This window comes from Herbiconiux dendrobii, from assembly GCF_052048175.1.
In the GTDB taxonomy this organism is placed as follows: domain Bacteria; phylum Actinomycetota; class Actinomycetes; order Actinomycetales; family Microbacteriaceae; genus Herbiconiux.
In genome coordinates, this window is record NZ_JBLZQV010000002.1 from 183,375 (window position 1) to 200,977 (window position 17,603).

Annotated in this window: 13 protein-coding genes and 1 tRNA gene; 5 read left to right on the forward strand and 9 right to left on the reverse strand. The window is 69.1% G+C overall.

Going from position 1 to position 17,603, the window contains the following annotated elements; translation table 11 throughout:
* From ACN4JJ_RS05875 to ACN4JJ_RS05885, 3 genes are all read right to left on the reverse strand, one after another.
* Window positions 1–855, reverse strand: a complete 855-nt coding sequence (locus ACN4JJ_RS05875) for a carbohydrate ABC transporter permease (RefSeq protein WP_440708982.1) — start codon at window positions 853–855, stop codon at window positions 1–3.
* A 2-nt stretch (window positions 856–857) separates the two neighbouring features.
* Window positions 858–1,778 (reverse strand): carbohydrate ABC transporter permease, encoded by a 921-nt coding sequence (locus tag ACN4JJ_RS05880; RefSeq protein WP_440708983.1) that lies wholly within the window; start codon window positions 1,776–1,778, stop codon window positions 858–860.
* Window positions 1,779–2,081: 303 nt separating this feature from the next.
* Window positions 2,082–5,051, reverse strand: a complete 2,970-nt coding sequence (locus ACN4JJ_RS05885) for a beta strand repeat-containing protein (RefSeq protein ID WP_440708984.1) — start codon at window positions 5,049–5,051, stop codon at window positions 2,082–2,084.
* A gap of 176 nt (window positions 5,052–5,227) precedes the next feature.
* On the opposite strand from ACN4JJ_RS05885, the gene ACN4JJ_RS05890 reads away from it, so the two are divergent.
* The 3 genes from ACN4JJ_RS05890 (at window position 5,228) to ACN4JJ_RS05900 (ending at window position 10,334) form a co-directional block, all read left to right on the forward strand.
* Window positions 5,228–6,928, forward strand: a complete 1,701-nt coding sequence (locus ACN4JJ_RS05890; RefSeq protein WP_440708985.1) for a DUF4832 domain-containing protein — start codon at window positions 5,228–5,230, stop codon at window positions 6,926–6,928.
* A 20-nt stretch (window positions 6,929–6,948) separates the two neighbouring features.
* A complete protein-coding gene (locus tag ACN4JJ_RS05895) occupies window positions 6,949–8,475 on the forward strand; it encodes an FAD-dependent monooxygenase (protein ID WP_440708986.1) in 1,527 nt (508 codons plus the stop codon).
* A 110-nt stretch (window positions 8,476–8,585) separates the two neighbouring features.
* The gene (locus ACN4JJ_RS05900) at window positions 8,586–10,334 is read left to right on the forward strand and encodes a helix-turn-helix transcriptional regulator (protein ID WP_440708987.1); all 1,749 of its coding nucleotides are present in this window, start codon (window positions 8,586–8,588) and stop codon (window positions 10,332–10,334) included.
* Window positions 10,335–10,562: 228 nt separating this feature from the next.
* On the opposite strand, the gene ACN4JJ_RS05905 is transcribed toward ACN4JJ_RS05900, so the two are convergent.
* Window positions 10,563–11,492: a DMT family transporter gene (locus ACN4JJ_RS05905; RefSeq protein WP_440708988.1), complete on the reverse strand. Its 930-nt coding sequence runs from the start codon at window positions 11,490–11,492 to the stop codon at window positions 10,563–10,565.
* A 31-nt stretch (window positions 11,493–11,523) separates the two neighbouring features.
* Here ACN4JJ_RS05905 and ACN4JJ_RS05910 point away from each other — a divergent pair, with 31 nt between their 5' ends.
* Window positions 11,524–12,084 (forward strand): helix-turn-helix domain-containing protein, encoded by a 561-nt coding sequence (locus ACN4JJ_RS05910; protein ID WP_440708989.1) that lies wholly within the window; start codon window positions 11,524–11,526, stop codon window positions 12,082–12,084.
* 293 nt (window positions 12,085–12,377) lie between these two features.
* On the forward strand, window positions 12,378–12,656 hold the full coding sequence (locus ACN4JJ_RS05915) for a recombinase family protein (protein ID WP_440708990.1): 279 nt from the start codon (window positions 12,378–12,380) through the stop codon (window positions 12,654–12,656).
* Here the strand turns inward: ACN4JJ_RS05915 and ACN4JJ_RS05920 are convergent.
* From ACN4JJ_RS05920 to ACN4JJ_RS05940, 5 genes are all read right to left on the reverse strand, one after another.
* Window positions 12,638–12,727: transfer RNA gene (locus ACN4JJ_RS05920), tRNA-Ser, on the reverse strand. The two genes, ACN4JJ_RS05915 and ACN4JJ_RS05920, sit on opposite strands and share 19 nt — an antisense overlap.
* A 68-nt stretch (window positions 12,728–12,795) precedes the next feature.
* Complete coding sequence (locus ACN4JJ_RS05925) at window positions 12,796–13,776, reverse strand: LacI family DNA-binding transcriptional regulator (protein WP_440708991.1); 981 nt, start codon at window positions 13,774–13,776, stop codon at window positions 12,796–12,798.
* Window positions 13,777–13,880: 104 nt separating this feature from the next.
* Window positions 13,881–14,783, reverse strand: coding sequence for a hypothetical protein (locus ACN4JJ_RS05930; RefSeq protein WP_440708992.1), 903 nt, complete (start codon window positions 14,781–14,783; stop codon window positions 13,881–13,883).
* A gap of 95 nt (window positions 14,784–14,878) precedes the next feature.
* Window positions 14,879–16,285: an FGGY-family carbohydrate kinase gene (locus tag ACN4JJ_RS05935; protein ID WP_440708993.1), complete on the reverse strand. Its 1,407-nt coding sequence runs from the start codon at window positions 16,283–16,285 to the stop codon at window positions 14,879–14,881.
* A 455-nt stretch (window positions 16,286–16,740) separates the two neighbouring features.
* Entirely contained in the window at window positions 16,741–17,508 is a 768-nt protein-coding gene (locus tag ACN4JJ_RS05940; RefSeq protein WP_440708994.1) for an SDR family oxidoreductase, read from the reverse strand.
* Between the last annotated feature and the right edge of the window lie 95 nt (window positions 17,509–17,603).

Below are 17,603 nucleotides of genomic sequence, written 5' to 3' on the forward strand. Positions count from 1 at the left end.
TCACTCCTTGCCGCCCGTCGACGACATCGGGTCGGTGAACTGGCGCTGGAAGATCAGCACCAGGATGAGGGGGATGATGACGGTGAGGATGGTGGCGGCGAACATGGCGCCGAAGTCCACCTGATCCTGCCCGGCGAAGTCGGCGATGGCCACGGGCGCGACCGCCCGGTCGGGCGTCGGCGCGATGAGCAGCGGCCAGAGGAACGACTGCCACTGGAACACGAAGATGATCAGGCCGGCGCCCACCAGCGGAGCCTTCGACAGCGGCAGGTAGATGCGCCGCAGCACACCGAACCAGCTCAGGCCGTCGAGCCGGGCGGCTTCGCTCAGCTCGACGGGGATACCGAGGAAGAACTGGCGCAGCAGGAAGATGGCGAGACCGTTGCCGATCGCCGGGAGGATGAGCCCCGGGTAGCTGTCGGCGAGACCCCAGTCACGGAACGACTGCGACAGCGGGATGGCGATGGCCTCGAACGGGATGAGGAAGCTCACCACCACGACCGCGAACACGATGCGCCGGCCCGGGAAATGGAGCACCGCCACGGCGAAGGCCGCCATCGACGCCACCAGCAAGCCGAACACGACGCTGAAGAGGGCGACGATGATCGAGTTCATGAGGGCCAGGGGGAACGACCCCGACAGCACGGAGGTGTAGTTGTCGAGGGTGAGGGTCTCAGGGAAGACGAGTCGCCAGCTGAGCGGGGAGAGCGAGCTGAAGATGTCGTTGGCCGGCCGGAGCGACGCGAGCAGGGCCCAGGCGAGAGGAACGGCGGCCAGCAGAGCGACCGGGATCGCGACGACGAGGCTTCGGCGACCGGCGCGGCGGTCGCGGCGGGATACGGGAGCGGCGGTCATGGTCAGTCCTTTCCCGGCAGCAGCCGGAACTGCACAGCGGTGACGACGATCACGATGGCGACGAGGATGAGGGTTCCCGCCGCCGCGGTCTGGGTGTCGCCGAGGGTGTAACCGGTCTCGAAGATGTAGTGCATCACCAGGTTGGTCGAGCCGCCCGGCCCGCCCTGGGTCATGATGCGCACCGGGGCGAACACGAGCAGGTTGGCGACCGTGTCGGCGACGAGCACGAAGAGCAAGGGCCGTCGGAGTCCCGGCAGGGTGATGTGCACGAAGCGCTGCCAGGCATTCGCGCCGTCCAGCGATGCGGCTTCGTAGTGCGATTCGGGGATGTCTTTCATGCCCGTGATGAGGAACGTCATCCAGAAGCCGACGCCCACCCAGGAACACACGATGATGATCGAGAACAGAGCCACGTCGGGGCTCGTGAGCCAGGGCACCGGCGGCAGTCCCACCGCTGCGCCGATGGCGTTCAGCGGGCCGTCGGGTCGCATGAATACCATCCAGATGAGCGCCGACACCGTCTGTGGCACGGCGGCCGGAAGGAGCACGAGCGCTCTCCAGAGGCCGACCGCCGGCATCCTGCGCGCCAGCAGAACGGCGAGCCCCAGCGCCAGCGCGATCTGCAACGGGTTCACCACGATGCTGAACAGCAGGGTGACCCGGAGCGAGTCGATGAAGTTGGGGTCGGAGAACAGGTAGGCGAAGTTCGCGAGCGGGTCGAGGCCCGAGCCGAACGCGAACGCGGTCTCGAGCGAGCCGAGCATGGGGATGACGCGCAGCATCAGCACTGCGAGGAGCGCCGGGGCGAGGAGGACGGCTGCGGTGAACCAGGCGTTGCGCCGTATGGTGGTGCGCCGTTGGGGGCGGCGCCGCGGGGGCGGGGGCGCCGTGGTGGTCTCGCGTCTGGTCAGTGTCGTTACCATCATCGTTCCTTCGATCACCGGCGGGGGGCGACGCCGTGTCGTCATGTCTATCCTAGAAACGTTCCGATTAGAACAAATCGGTGTTTCGGCCGTGTAAATGCCCGCGAATGCGCTGGCCAGCCGACTTTTGCGCTCGGAGCAATAGAAACGTTTCTGTGGTACTCGAGCGCGAGTCTCGTCAGGGAGCTGCCATGCGCAAAACATGGGCTGGGGGCAAAGAAGAAGCCCCCTGCGTGAGCGGGGGGCTTCTAGTGCGGAGGTGGTGGGATTTCTTCCCTGGGAAAGGACGAGGGTCGCCGTCCTCTACCGGGATCGAGGATTCGTGCGTCGGAGCAGTAGGAGTACGCCGGCGACGAGCAGGCACGCAAGCGCTGCCCCGCCGGTCAGGCCGGCCGCGCTACCGTCGAAACCAGTGTTCGCGAGGCTGGCCGGGGTGGGACCAGGAGACGGGGCCGGGCCGGGCACGACCTCGATCGTGACGCTCGCCGAGACCGAGCCGAGCGTGGCGGTGACGGTGTGCGGGCTGGCGTGGGGGAACGTGATCGCGAAGCCGTTGACGACGTCCGTGGTCACGGATGAGGTGAGGACGGCATCCGAGGTGTCGACCGGGTTGCCGGCGGCGTCGGTGCCGGTGACCGCGAAGTCGACGGTGCCGCCCTGATCGACGCTGCTCGACGACGGCGTGATCGACAGGGAAGCGAGCGGACCGGGCGATACCGTGATCGAGGCCGAGCCCACGACCGATCCGAGGGTCGCGGTGACCGTGTGGGCCCCTGCGCCGGAGAAGGCGATCGTCCGGCCCGCGACGGTGTCCGCCGCAGCCGAGGAGGTGAGAACGGCATCCGAGGTATCGACCGGATTGCCGGCGGCGTCGGCCCCCGCCACGACGAACTCCTGCGTGCCGCCCTGCACGACGGACGCCGCCTCCGGGGTGAGCGTGAGCGTGGCGAGGGGGCCCGCCACGACCTCGACGGAGGCCGTGGTCGTGACACCCGCGAGCGCCGCGCTCACGGTATGGGCGCCGACGTCGGAGAAGGTCACCGCGCGCCCGTCGATCGTGTCGGCCGCATTGGACGAGGACAGCACGGCGGCGGTCGCGTCGACGGGGTTGCCCGCCGAATCCGCGCCGGAGACGGTGTAGACGACGGTACCGCCGTGCACCACCGAGATGGTGGGCGGCGTGAGCGACAGTGTCGCCAGAGGCCCGGCGACGACCTCGACCGTCGCGCTGGTCGTGACCCCGGACAGGGTCGCGGTGACGAAGCGCGGGCCCGCTTCCGAGAACGTCACCGAATCACCGGACACCGAGTCGGTGTCCGCGCTGGACGTGAGGACCGCATTCGACGTGTCGACCGGGTTGCCTCCGGCGTCGGTGCCGGTGACCGTGAAGTCGACGGTGCTGCCCTGCACGATCGTCGCGGTCGTGGGCGTGATGGAGAGCGAGCTCAGCGGTCCTGCGACGACCGTGACGGCCGCCGTGGCCGTGAGCGATCCTAGCGAGGCGGTCACGGTGCGGTCACCGGCGCCGGAGAAGGTCACCGACCGGCCGGAGACGGAATCGGCCGGCGACGACGAGGTGAGCACGGCGGCGTCGACGTCGACGGCGTTGCCTTCGGCATCCGACCCCGTGACCAGGAACGCCACCGATGCCCCCTGGGCGACCGTGTCCGAGGCGGGGGCGATGGCCATGGAGCTGAGTGGACCCGGCGCGACCTGGATCGTGAAGGTCTTCTGCAGCAGCGCGCCCTGAACGGTGGTGGACGCCGTGATGCTGCACGAGCGAGCGACGGCGAAAACCCCGCCGGCACCGATCGTGCAATCGGCGGAGGCGTAGTCGACCGCGGGCTGCGGGACCAGCGGTGAGCCGGCGAGCCCGTTCACGGTGACCGGGAAATCGTACGGTTCGCCCGCCGTGGCGGTCAAGGCGGCGGGGTCGGTCGAGACGGCGATCGATGCCGGCGCGACCCCATACAGGTCGAGGGTTCCGGAGCCTGCCGTCGACGAGGTGCTGGTGAACCAGTCGCCCGACCCGTCCGGGGCCGTGTTCCACAGCGTGCCTGCCGGCGGGGCGGGTACCGTCCGGGCACCGTCCGTGAACGAGGGCGCGAACACCCGCACGCTCGGGACGGCGGGGCTGAAACGCACGAGACGGTTGTTGCCTGTCACGGAGCTGTTCATCGGGTTGAGCGTGATGGTGCCCTGGTTGTCGATCGTTCCCGGACCGGTGATGCCGGCTCCGGCAGCGGGGTCGGCGACCGATCCCAGGATGCGGCCGGTGGGGCCGACCGTGATCTCCGGCCCCGCGGCGGCATGAGTGCCCACGTAGAGCTGACCCGAAGGAAGACGCAGGATGCCGTCGACCGTCACCGAACCGAAGTCGTTGGTCGGCTTGGCCGCAGCCCAGCCCCACCCTGCGCCGATGGCGTTGCGGGGCCCGGTGACCACGACCTCTCCGCCGGCGCCGATCGTCAGCGAACCACCCGCGCCTCCCAGGTCACCTGGGTTGAATCCGGAGATTCCTCCTCCGATGGCCGTGCCGGGGCCCGACGAGGTCGACGCCGTCAGCACGCCGCCGGTCACCGTGACCTGCGCTCCCGCGCCACCGGAGCCGAAGGCCTGACCGGCTCCGCCGACGGCGACCGTGAAGGGCTCCTCCGCATACGCATTCAGCGCCCCGGACGTGACCTCGACGGTTCCACCCGCACCCGACGGATAGCCGCCGCCGACGGCCGCGCCGTATGCGTTCGAATAGGCGTTCACGATCCCGCCCGCGACGACGAGTGCCCCTCCCGCAGTACCCCTGGACCCGCCGATCCCGGCCCCGAACGACTCGGCACCACGAGCGACGACCGTGCCCCCGGTCACCGTGAGGGTCGCCCCCGACGTCTGGATGGCCGGCGTAGCGCCGCCCGCGCCCGTGGCGATCGCCGCGAGGGTGCCGCCCGTGCCGTCCGTGGGGCCCTCCACGGTGAGGCCCTTCCCCGCCGCGATCACGACGTTCAGTACGGACAGGTCATGCGTGCCGAGGTCGATCACGGTGTCGCACGGCACGTTCACGGCGGTGCGTGGCGCCGAGATGTCCGCTCCCAGCACGATCGTGTTCGGGGCCGTCGCGCAGTCGGCGAGAGCGGTCTGCAGCTGCCCGATGGTCGAGACCGTCGCGGCCTCCGCGAAAGCCGGAGCGACCGGGGTCGCGATCAGCGCAGCAGCAGCCAGCGCGACACCGGCTCCCCCAGCGTGGATGCGGCGACGAACGGAAAGCGAGCGAGTCATGCAACACGCGAACGACACTGACGTCTCATTTCTCTCCCGTTGGTGCTCGGGCCTGCTCCCAGCCCACTCCGCTATTAGCCCATGGGAGCTTCCGCCGCCTACTCGTATCGAGTACCAGTCCCCCGGAGGGAGTCAGGCGGATAGCGTGTGGGCGTTGCAGGTCTGAGGAGGAGTTCGTGAGAAGAGGTTTCGGGTCTGCGCTCCTGGTTGCGGCCGCCGTGATCTCCGGCCTCGGGTCCGGTGCCTGGCCGGGCCCGGCCGTCGCTCTGGACGGGAGTGACACCCGATCGGCGGTGAGCACCACGGCGGGCTCGCCGGTCGCGGAAACACAGCGCATTGCATTCGAGCCGGACCCCACGCCCGGCATCCCCAATCCGGAACGCGGTCTGAACTCCGTCGTCTCCTCCTTTCAGACCATCGATCAGCACGCCATCGACAATGCGTCCCAGAACGGATTCACGCTGATCCGCACCTACGTCGACCTCGCCGAGTACACGGATCAGAGTTCCCTGCCGGCGCAGCTGCTCGAGCAGGTAGATTCCGCCTTCTCGTTGCTCCGATCGAACGGGATGAAAGCGATCCTGCGCTTCAGCTACTCCCCCGGCGGTGTCGGCGAGTGCAGCTCACCCCCGGGCTCAGCCCAACCGGACCTGCCCTCTGATGCACCGCTCGACATCATCCTGGGCCACATCGACCAGGTGGCCGGGGTCGTGGCCTCGAACGAGGATGTGATCTCGTCGATCGAGGCGGGCTTCCTCGGGGAGTTCGGTGAGTGGCACTGCAGCACCTTCAACCGCGTGGACCAGGGTGACCTCAAGTCGCCTCTCACGCCTCAGTCGATGGCGGAGGTGGTGCAGCGAGAACTCGATGCGTTCCCTCCGAGCCTGCAGATCGCGGTGCGCTATCCACGGGACATCGCCTTCCTGCAGTCGATCACGTCCGTCGCGGACAGCAACCGGATCGGGAACCACCAAGACTGCTATGCCTCGAACCAGTGGGACTCGGACACCTGGGACCAGCCCGTGGCCACGATGGATGCCGAGAAGACCGCCATCAGTGCGCTGGGTGTCGGGCACGTCGTCGCGGGAGTCGCCTGCGCGGGGGGACCGGGCACGCGTGTGACCTGCGGCACCGATGCTCCGTCACCGGGGCTGGAGCCGGGCAACCCGGAGGAGATGGCGTCCATGCATTTCTCCTACCTCGCCGGAGAATTCAACAAGACGGCCCTCGACCTGTGGAGGGCAGGGGGCTGCTGGGACGAGATCGTCGCCGGGCTCGGCTATCGCCTCCGCTTGATCTCGGTAGATCTGCCGACCTCGGTCGAACCAGGGGGCCGGAGTGTCATCGATATCAACCTCCGGAACGACGGGTGGGCCGCGCCATTCGCCGAGCGGCCGTTGTACCTCACCCTGACGGATACCGAAGGTGAGGTCACACCTGTCCTGCTGGATGCCGACCCGCGCGGGTGGGCTTCGGGTGCCGACATCGCGATCTCGACAGAGGTCGCGTTCCCGGCCGGCCTGGCACCCGGCAGCTACACGCCCGGGCTGTGGCTGCCCGACGCCTCCCCCGTCATCCAAGCCGATCCGCGATATGCCATCCGATTCGCCAACCTGGGGACATGGGACCCGGTGACCGGAATCAATGCGCTGCACTCGACGATCACGATCGGTGCGCAAGCCGGGCCACCGACTCCATCCAGCCCCGGACCGGACGTTCCCGGTCCGCGCGAAACGTCCTCGGCCCTGGCGGAGACGGGCACGGACGGCACGCTTCTGCTCGGACTGCTTGCGGGCGGACTTGCTCTGGCGCTCGGCGGAACATCGGTGGCGGCCATCTCCCGTCGCCGCTGTCGCTCGCGATCATCGCGAGCGTGACACGAACGAAGGAGAGTCGAATGGTCACCCAGGATGTCGCGGTCCTGATCGTCGGAGCAGGACCGGTCGGACTGGCCGCCGCGGCGGAATCGGCTCGTCACGGTCTCGCCGTTCGCGTGATCGATGAGCTGCCCGCTCCGAACGAGCAATCTCGCGCAGTGGCTCTTCAGGCTCGCACGCTCGAGTCTCTCCACCCTCTCGGTGTCGTGGATGAGCTGCTCGCGCGGGGACGACCCCAGAACCGCGTCGACATCGTCGGTCGAGCGGGTCGAGTCGAAGCCAGCCTCGATTTCACGACGATCGCCTCGACGTACGCGTTCGTGCTCGATCTGCCCCAACCCGTGACGGAGGGTGTCCTGCGTCGCGCTGTGGAGTCGTCCGCAGTACCGATCGAGTACTCGACGAGCTTGCGGTCCCTCGTTCAGGACGAAGACGGGGTGACGGCGACGGTCGCCACGCCGTCAGGTGAGTCCACGATCCGGGCGATGTATGTGATCGGCGCTGATGGGGCTCGCGGTAGGACGAGGCATCTGGCCGGTTTGAGGTACGACGACTACCTCGAGGGCGACGTCGCGCTGCTCGCCGATGTGGAGGCCGACGTCGACTTCTCCCGCGATGTGACGACTCTCCTCAACGACGAGCGGGGAGAACGCAGTATCCACCCCATGCCCGGAGACCGGGTGCGGCTCGGGTTCGCCGCCCCCGGTGCCGACCCCTCGACGACTCCCACCCTCGAAGAGGTGCAGGCACGTTGCCTTCAGCTGTACGACGGCAGGGTGCGCGTGCGCGAGGCGCACTGGCTGAGCTACTACCGCTCTCGCAGTGGCCTCGTGCCCCGACTCCGAGCCGACCGGATCCTCCTCGCGGGAGACTCCGCGCACGTGCACCCTCCGGCGGGCGGGCAGGGAATGAATCTGGGGATACAGGACGCGATAGCCCTCGTCTGGCGTCTCGCGCTGGTCACATCAGGCGACGCAACCCCTGTCCTCCTGGACGACTACGCCGTCGAGCGTCACGCAGTCGCCGCGGAGGTCGTGGACGGCGCCCGCCGGCTCAGCCGCCTGATGCTCTCGACGAGCCGCGTGGGGGCGGAGAAGAGGCGACTCGCGCTCTTCGCCCTCGGGCATCTCGGCAGCGCATCCGCCCACCGGGCCGCAGTGACCGCGCAGCTCACCGTCGACTACTCGCCTCTGGGCACCGTGGTCACCGATCACCATCACCTCGCCGGCCGACGGCTCCCCCCTGTCACGGGCATCACCCACGACGGGGTCGCCACGAGCGTGGAAGAGATCATCTCCGGCCCCGTCCACACCGTCATCGTGTTCAGGTCACCGGACGACGACTCACCGCCCGCTGCGCCCGTATTGCGCCACGGCGTGGCCACGAGCATCCCGATCGTCGATGGCGACGGCGGGCTCGCCGAACTCACCGGGCACCGATCGGGGATGATCGTGGTCCGTCCCGACGGCTACGTCGCCGCCAACGTCGATGCCCGCGGAGGGCGGATCGTCTCGATGCACCTCGATCGTCTCCTCCGGCGCGGCTGAAACCGCGGCCTCACCCTCCTCCGGTGACGCCTGGGCCGTCGACACCGGTCGAGCGGTGTGCGGTGAGCGTCCTGTCTTGCCAGACTGAACGGTGATCGGAAAGGACGGGGATGCCGGGAGAGAGTTTCGTCGCCGAGGCGTGGGAGGCGTGGAAACGCCGCGACACCGAGGTCTCGGTGCGGCGGGCTCTCGACGCACACAGCGCGTCCCTGCGCGCCGAGGCGCTCTCCGGCTCGGGTTCGACGGCGGGGGCGATCGACCGCGGCGACCGAGGCCCTCTGCGTCTGGCATGCTACTTCGCTCTGCGTGGACGTCGAGTCGGCCTCCTCCTCCCCTACCTCGACGCCGTCAGGGACCTCCCCGTCGGGGTTCTCCGCGACGGGGCCCTGTCCGCGGCGGCGGTCGGCCGAGGGGATCTGACTGCGGCCGCGGCCCTCGCGCTCTCGACGTCGACAGCACCGGACGACGTGGAGCAGGTGAACCCCGACGACTCCGGGGCGGGACTGCGGGCCGCCCTCCTGGCCGAGGTGACCCTGGCGAGCGTCGCGAGTGGGTCGTGGACGCTCGCTCGCGAGTGCGCCGAGGCCGCCCGGGAGGTCCTGAACCGGATCCATCCCGTCGCGCGGGACCCGGAGACCACCTACGACCTGCTCGGACTCGACGCGATCATCGAGTTCCACACCGCGTCCGGAGAGACCGCCTTCACCGCTCTCGTCGACGCCGTCGGTTCGCTGCGTGCCCGCAACAGCCTCACCGGGGTTCACGCGCTCGCACTGATCGGCCTCGGTGACCTCCAGCACATGAAAGGCCGCCTCGGTGAGGCCGCCCTCGACCTCACCCGGGGCGCCAAGCTCGCCGATCCCGCCCGCCCAGGCCTCGCCACCCATGCCCTGATCGAGCTCGCATTCGTGCGCGTCCGGCAGGGTAGGTGGGCGGACGCCGCGGACGTGGTCCGGAAGACCATCGTGCCCCTGGGAGCGATCGACCACGACTGGCTCGAGCCCCAGGTGCTGTCCATCCACGGGCTGCTGCTCGCCCTGAGCGGCGACCTCGACACCGCCGCGCCGATCCTGGAGCACGGCGCTCTGCTCGCCCGCGACATCCCCTCGTACCTCGCCTCCATCGTGCTGCTTCACGCGAGGATCGCCACGGCAATCGCCCGAAACGACTGGCAGGAGCTGAGTCACGCCCTCGACGACGCAGGAGACCCGGGGTACAGGCATCCCTATCCCGCGGGCGAGTGGAACGCGCTCAAGCTGCTCGCGGCCTGGCACCTGGGCAACCGAACCGAGTTCGGGCGCCGCCTCACCGAGTGGTCGCTCACCGCGGAGTCGGGCGACAACTCCTACTACTGGGCATTCGCTGCCATCAAGGCCGAGCACGAGCGGCGGTACGCCGACGGCATGCGAGCCGTCGAGCGTGCCCTCGAGTCGGTGTCACCCGACGACGACCCTCTCGGTCGCGCCTGGGTGCGCATCGTGGCCGGCACGTACATCAGCCGTCACGGCGACGGCGGCGGCCCCGATCCCGTCCGCGCTCTGGGCGTCTACGAAGAGGCCAACGCTGAACTGCGGCAGCTCGGAGCCGCCACCTACGCCCGACTATGCGAAGGCATCATCACCCGCACCACCGCCGAGCTCGAACGCGCACGCGAGATACACCCCTCGGCAGTCCTCACCGAGCAGCAGCACCGCATCGCAATGGCCGTCGCCCAGGGCTACACGAGCGATGAGATCGCGTCGATCCAGCACCTCTCCAAACGCACCATCGACTATCACGTCACCAACATCCTCCGCCGCCTCGGCATCAGCAACCGCCGAGAGATAGCGCGCGTGCTGGCGCACGATACCGACCTCTGAGGCGCGATGCCCCGGCTCGATGTAGCTATCCGGATCTGGGCCCACCGACCTGTCTCGCAAAGCTGAAGATCTACGAGACAACCGGGGGGGGGTGGACACGGCCGGCCACTCCCGTCCCCCGGCTTCCCGGTCGTCCTCGATGTCTCGCGAAGTCATCTCGTCGAGCAGCGTGTAACCGATCAACTTCGCCAACGGAGCTCCGGTGTCTCGTAACCCACGGTGAGAAGGTTACGAGTCGGTTGTGGTGTGGTGAGGCGCAGAGTCAGCGGCATTCTCCGCCTGATGGGAAGCCTGTTTCGGCTTCAGTTCGCTCACGATCGTTCCTGCGACGATGAGGGCGGCTCCGAGGATGGCGAGGGCAGGGAGTCGGTCGCCGGCGAGGCGTCCGATGATGCCACCCCACACCGGTTCGCCCGCGTAGATGATGGTCGCGCGGGTCGGAGAGACGGAGCGTTGTGCCCAGTTCATCGTGAGTTGGATGAGGCAGCTGCTGGCGCCGAGGGCAAGGGCGGCGACGAGCCACACCCAGGAGAAGGCGGGGATCGCCTCGCCGGCGACGGGCATGAACGCGAAGGAGAACGCTCCGGCGACAAGCAGCTGCACCACGGTCACTCGGCCGAGGTCGACCCGGCCGGCGAAGACGCTGATCAGAATGATCTCGACCGCGATCGGAATCGTGCTGATGAGGGTGGCGATTTCGCCGGTCCCCATCGCAACTCCCGATTGCGGGCCGGCGATGAGAAGGAGCCCGACGAACGCGAGCGCAACGCCCGCGAAAGTGAGCACACCCGGCCGCTTGCGGAAGACGATCCACTGCAGAAGCGGCACGAGCGGAACGTACAGGGCGGTGATGAAAGCGGAGGTGCTGCTCGGAATCGTCTGAAGACCGTACGTCTGCAGGCCGTAGCCCAGGAAGATCATCAACCCGATCGCGACGCCGGCACCGACATCGATACGCCGCATTCCGCGCAGCGTCCGGTGGAACACCAGCGCGCTGATCACCCCGGCGGCCAAGAAGCGCACTCCTACGAAGAACAGCGGGCCGCTGTGATCCATCGCGAGGTGAACGGCGAGGAACGTGCCACCCCAGATCGCGGTGATCCCGATCAGCGCCCATTCCGGTCTCGTGAACCGGACGACACTGGGAAAGCGCAACATATTGCACACCCTAGAGTGCAGAATAGTGCGCATGCAAATCATGTCGTCGTCCGCCGTACTCACGCATGTCGGCAGCAACCTCCGCCGCGCGCGACAGGGGGCGGGGCTGAGCCAGGCGGCTCTCGCCGAACGCTCCGGCATCAGCCGGCGAACGATCGTCAACGCCGAAGCCGGCGAAGCGAACATCAGCTTGACCGGCGTCGACCGGCTCGCCGAGGCGCTCGGCACCACCTTCACCGTCCTCGTCTCCGCACCCGACGCCCACCCGGTGGCCATCAACGAGGTGGCCTGGCGCGGCCAGGACGCCGCGAGCGTCGCCGTGCTGCTCTCCTCCGTTCCGGCCCGGGCGGAGACACAGCTCTGGACGTGGACGCTGGGACCGGCCGACCGGTACGACGCGCAACCCGATCCGGAAGGGTGGCACGAGATCCTGCTCGTCGCCGCCGGGTCCCTCCTTCTCGAGCGCGGACCGGAGAACGTCGAACAACTGGACGAAGGGCGGCACATCGCCTTCTCAACCGCTCAGCCCTACTCATATGTGAACGCGAGCAACAGCGACCCCGTCACCTTCACACGCATAGTCGTGAACTGACACCCGCATTCGAGCACATAGCGGGTCGCGATCATTTCGACGGGTTCGCGAGATGTCTCGTAAAGCTAAGGATTTACGAGGCAACGGGGGTGGACACGGCCGGCCACTCCGGTCCCCCGGCTTCCCGGTCGTCCTCGATGTCTCGCGAAGTCATCTCGTCGAGCAGCGTGTTTCGATACCGACTGTTGGGATTTGTGAGACATCGATTGCCTAGTGAGGCTTCTCGGCCATACCCGCGTCAGCACAGCCGGGCATGACGCTCAGCTCCGTGTCGATTCAGCCCTGTTTACAGGGTGCGGAAGCGAGACATTTTCGCCGACATCCACGTGCGGTCTATTTCTGTCGGGATCGACCCGGCGATGTCGATGGGTTGGCTGTTGCTGAACATGCTCGCGACCCTCGCCGAGAACGCGCGTGAACCGATCGCCGAACGCGACAACGCCGGCATTCAGCCAGTCGACCGCGGCGCCCGAATCGCCGGCCGTTGCCGCATGAAGTGGGGCAAACGGTTGGCAGTCACCGCTCGAATCGAGATTGACCAAGGCTATGAGTGCGGAGACGGTGGGATTTGAACCCACGGTACCCTTGACGGGTACTCCACCTTAGCAGGGTGGTGCACTAGGCCGAACTATGCGACGTCTCCTTGGCTTTCGCCTCCGCCATCATAACCGATGCACGGGGGCTGTCATCACAGGGGGCCGGCGACCGGGGTCACGGGCATCCGCAGCTGGTGCGCACCGTGAGCGAGACCGGCACGACTGTCGCGGGCTCGTAGCGAGCATCCGGAGCCGCGAAGCGCTCCAGCGCGCGGGCCGCGGCCAGACGGCCGAGGCGCGCCGGGTCTTGGTCGATGACGCTCACCGACGGCGTGAGACGGTCGGCCATCGGGAAGTCGCCGAAGCCCACGAACGCCGTCGCGGACTGCTTGAGCGCCGCGAAGGCGTGCATGGTGACGCGGGCGTTCGAGGAGAACGCGGCGGTCGGCGGATCGGCCAGGCGGCGCAGGCGGTCGAGTTCGAGGGCGGCACCGGATTCGCTGCCGGCGTCGAACGCGATCAGGCGCTCGTCGAGCGGCAGGCCCGCATCCGCCAGCGCCTCGGTGTAGCCCTCGAGCCGGCGGCGGGTGCTGGGCGGATGCGTCTGGTCGGCCAGGAAGGCGACGCGGGTGTGCCCGTGCTGCAGCAGGTGCTGGGTGGCGAGGTAGGAGCCGTGCCGGTCGTCTTCGACGAAGGAGTCGGCGTCGAGATCGACCGGGCCGCGGTCGACGAACTCGATCGGGGTGGTCTCCATCCACGGGGCGAGCCAGGCGTGGTCGGCGGCGACGGGGGCGAGCACGAGGCCCATCAGCTGGGTGCGCAGCAGCGCCTCCAGCACGGGCCTCTCGCGCGCCGGGTCGTCGCCGATGCTCGTGACCAGCGTGGTGAGGCCGCTCGCCGAGCAGACCCGTTCGACGGCGCGCACGACGGCCGCGAAGAAGGGGTCGACCACATCCGGGACCGCTACGCCCACACTCGACGACCGGCCGGCCCGGAAGGTGCGGGCGAGCACGTTGGGCACGTAGTTGAGGGTGCGCATCGCCTCCTCGACCCGTTGCCGGGTCTCGGGCAGCACGTGCGGGTCGTCGTTGAACACGCGCGAGACCGTCTTGGCGCTCACGCCGGCGAGCTCGGCCACGTCTTGCATCGTGGGCATGCGCTCTCCTCACTGCCTGGCGGACAGCAGCGCGGGCCGCCATCCGACCGAAAGTCTAGGGCGACCCGCGCATCCGGCCCGACGGGGACCGGCCGGCAGACGGATTACTCGCGGTTGGCGAGCACCTCGTCGATGATGGCGGCGAGCTCCTTCAGGCGGGGAACGGCCTTCGTGGTGAGCAGCTCCTCGCGGGTGTCGGAGGAGATGGACAGGCTGTCCTTCCAGAGCGAGCGGCCGGCCATGGCGCCCTGGGCGCCGTTCACGACGGCGGTGCGCACCTGGTCGACGAAGGTGGCGTGGTCGACACCGGCCGAGAGCACGGCCCACGGCACACCGGCGGCGGCCGCGGTGACGGCGGCGGAAGCTTCAGCCGAACCCGGGTACTGCAGCTTCAGCACCTTGGCGCCGGCCGCGACGCTGAGCTCGGCGGCACCGGAGATGAGCGACGGGAAGACCTCGGCGTACGCCTCGTCCGACTCGTCCTCGAGCTGGTAGGTGAGGATCTCGACGATCAGCAGCACACCCTCGGCCTCGCACTCGGCGGTGAGGCGCGCGATGTCGTCGAGCACGACCTTCTCGTCCTCGCGGCGGTCGGCACGCAGGTACCAGAGCATCTTGGCGGCGTCGCCACCGAGCTCACGGATGCGACGGGGCGTCATGCCCTCGACGTAACGGGTGCGCTTCAGGCCGTTCTCGGTGGCGAAGCCCGACTCGTCGAACGCGACGACCAGACCGGTGTCGCTGTCGAGCGTTCCGTCGTCGACGACGCGGGGCAGCGCGGTGGAGGGGTCGAGCAGGATGGCGGGGGCTTCGTTGCCGAGGAACTTCAGGAGGTCGCTCTTGGCATCGGCGAGCTCGTCCTTGCTGATGCCGGCGGCGCCGTTCGGGGCATCCTTCATGACGGCCTTCATGCCGTTGCGCTGGTCGGCGGCGACGATCAGCATGCCGCCCGCAGGGGTGCTGATCTTGGCGAGCGCGCGGCGCTCGAGGGTGGTGAGTTCGGTCACGGGGATGTCTCCTTGGTGAGGGTGGTGCTGGATGGATGGTCGGTTCGGGGGCGCCGAGTGGTGGAGCTGCGGCGAGTGGGTCGGCGGAGGGTAGGTCAGCGGAGGGTCGTAGTTGCGGATGCTCGGGTGGGGGCTTCGGGTGCGCCGACGGAGGCCGCATCCGGAGCCAGAAGGCGGGTGGCGAACACCGCGGCGCCGTAGGCGGTGTCTTGCGAGCGGTCGGAGACACGCACGCCGGCCAGCACCTCGGACCGAGCGCGCTGCACCGAGCGCATGCTCGCCCAACCACCGGTGAGCAGGGCCGAGCGGGCCGGCGCAACCTCGCGGTCCATGGCCTCGACCAGCAGGGCCAGCTCGTCGTTGCCGTGCCGCAGCACCGCGCCGAACAGGTCGGCGGGGCCCGCGCCGTCGGCCCGCACCACGAGGCGCAGCACGCCGTCGTCGTTGCGGGCACCGGCCACCTCGACATCACCGGGCTGCAGCACGCCTTCGTAGGGCTGCTCCATCACGGCGGCATCGAGGGCATCGCGGCCGGCGCGGTCGTTCACGCCCACGAGCTGCAGGGTGCGGCGCATCAGCAGGCCGGTCTTGACGCCGGCGACGAGCACCCACTTGCCGGGGACGACGTGCCGCACGCAGTTGATCAGCCAGTCGGCGAGGCGGTCGCGGGCCTCGAACGGCAGCGGGGCATCGAGCACACGCAGCAGCACCTCGGCCGTGCCCATCGACACGTGGTAGCGGTCATCCGGGAACTCGCCCGTCGAGACGGCCGACACCAGGTGGTCGTGGCCCGCGACGGTGAGTCGGGCGCCTTCGAACGAGGCCGGCAGCCAGTCGACGGATGCCTCGCCCAGCGGGGTGCCGGCATCCACGAACGGGGGCAGGAAGTCGGGGGTGACACCGAGGTGCGCCAGCAGCTCGGGCCAGGGCGCTCCGGTGTCTTGATCGAGCAGGCCGGTTCGGGAGGAGAGCGAGTACTCGGCCGCCTGCTCGCCGCCGAGGGCCGCCACGACGAATTCCGGCAGGTTGAGCCAGCGTGCGCCGCCGAGGTCGAGTCCTTCGTCGCGCAGGTGCAGGATCTTGATCACCGAGACCTGCACGCCGAGCGGCAGGCCGGTGCGGCCGGCGAATTCCTCACGGATGCTCGTCGGCAGCGCGTGCACCTGCTCGGCACCGCGCGGGTCGAACCAGGCGATCGCGGGGGCGACGGGTTCGCCGTCGGCGCCGAGGATGACGCCCGACTCCCCCATGCCCGAGACGGCCACGGCGCCGACGCGGGCATCCTGACCGCGCAGCTCGCGCAGGTCGGCGTCGACGAGCTCGATCAGTGCGCGCACCGTGGCGACGAGGTCGGCGGCCTCCATGGTGGTGGTGCCGGCGGCGCCCGCGCGCCACGGCGTGGGCAGCTGGCGGATGAGCACCTCGGCGCCGGCGTCGTCGGCGACGAGGATCTTCACGCCGGTGCTGCCGAGGTCGAGGCCGGCGACGAGGGTGTTGCTCACGGGGAACTCCTGGGGGTGATGGGACGTAGCGCGTCTCTGCGGCCGCCCATGTCATCGATGTCATGCTCACCCTAACACGCCCATGTCATCGATGTCACGCATCGGCCTGCGCGACTGTCCACGCCGTCGTTCTGCCGTCCGTGTCCGCCCGACGCGGTAGTCGCAGGCGCGCCCTCGACGATGAGGAGAAATTGCTCCTGCGCACCGATCGGACGCGTACCGGCTGCGGTGAGGCCGGCCGGCGCCAGCGACGGAGCTCTGGACTCGATTCGGACCGAGACTCCGTCGTAGGCCACGAACTGCCCGGGACTCCGTCGTAGGCCACGAACTGCCCGGAACTCCGTCGTACGCCACGAACTGCCCGGAACTCCGTAGTTGGCCACGAACTGCCCGGTACCCCGTCGTTGGCCTCGGAACGCCCGGGACTCCGCCGTCGCGGAGATGGCCCGAGCGGGTCAGACGGCGGTGTAGCCGCCGTCGATGACGATGCTCTGGCCGGTGAGGTAGGAGGAGGCGTTCGAGGAGAGGTAGACCACGAGGCCGTGCAGGTCGGCGGGCTCGCCCATGCGGCCGGCGGGGATCGTGCCCACCCAGCGGGCGGCGAGGTCGGGGTTCGCCTCGGTGAACTCGCGGGTCATGTCGGAGAGGAAGTAGCCGGGGGCGATCGCGTTCACCCGGATGCCCGACGGCGCCCACTCCACCGCGAGCGACGACGCGAGGTGGCTGACCGCCGCCTTCGACGAGTTGTAGGAGGCCTGGAACTGCGGCTGGTTCACGATGAACCCCGACATCGACGAGATGAACACCGCCGACGACGGGATGCCCGCCGCGAGCGCCCGCCGCGCGAACGACTGCGCCGCGAAGAACGTGCCGTCGAGATTCACCGACAGCACCTTGCGCCAGGTCTCGGGCGGCACGTCGACGCTGTCGCCCCAGATGGTGATGCCCGCGGCGGTCACCAGCAACGAGGCGGTGCCGAGCTCCTGCTCGGCCCGGCCGAACACCGCGTCGAGCGCGGCGCAGTCGGTGACGTCGACCACGTAGCCACGCGCCTCGACGCCGAACTCCGCGGCCAGCGTCGACGCCGACTGCTCGACGGTCGGCAGCAGGTCGACGAGCGCGACGTTCACGCCCTGACCGGCCAGCGCCGTGGCGAGTGAGTAGCCGAGCCCGCGGGCTCCTCCGGTGACGACCGCGGTGCGGCCCTTCAGATCTTCGAACATCAGCTCAGCTCTCTCTCGACTTCGACTTCGGCTTAGGCGGGTCAGGGGGAATTTCAGGATGGTGGGGCGAAAGGGGCGGCACGACGAGCATCCGT

Excerpts from the sequence above, each read along its gene's own strand:
- ACN4JJ_RS05875 (WP_440708982.1), bottom strand. The coding sequence starts at position 855 with ATGACCGCCGCTCCCGTATCCCGCCGCGACCGCCGCGCCGGTCGCCGA.
- ACN4JJ_RS05880 (WP_440708983.1), bottom strand. The coding sequence starts at position 1,778 with ATGGTAACGACACTGACCAGACGCGAGACCACCACGGCGCCCCCGCCC.
- ACN4JJ_RS05885 (WP_440708984.1), bottom strand. The coding sequence starts at position 5,051 with ATGACTCGCTCGCTTTCCGTTCGTCGCCGCATCCACGCTGGGGGAGCC.
- ACN4JJ_RS05895 (WP_440708986.1), top strand. The coding sequence starts at position 6,949 with ATGGTCACCCAGGATGTCGCGGTCCTGATCGTCGGAGCAGGACCGGTC.
- ACN4JJ_RS05900 (WP_440708987.1), top strand. The coding sequence starts at position 8,586 with ATGCCGGGAGAGAGTTTCGTCGCCGAGGCGTGGGAGGCGTGGAAACGC.
- ACN4JJ_RS05905 (WP_440708988.1), bottom strand. The coding sequence starts at position 11,492 with ATGTTGCGCTTTCCCAGTGTCGTCCGGTTCACGAGACCGGAATGGGCG.
- ACN4JJ_RS05910 (WP_440708989.1), top strand. The coding sequence starts at position 11,524 with ATGCAAATCATGTCGTCGTCCGCCGTACTCACGCATGTCGGCAGCAAC.
- ACN4JJ_RS05925 (WP_440708991.1), bottom strand. The coding sequence starts at position 13,776 with ATGCCCACGATGCAAGACGTGGCCGAGCTCGCCGGCGTGAGCGCCAAG.
- ACN4JJ_RS05940 (WP_440708994.1), bottom strand. The coding sequence starts at position 17,508 with ATGTTCGAAGATCTGAAGGGCCGCACCGCGGTCGTCACCGGAGGAGCC.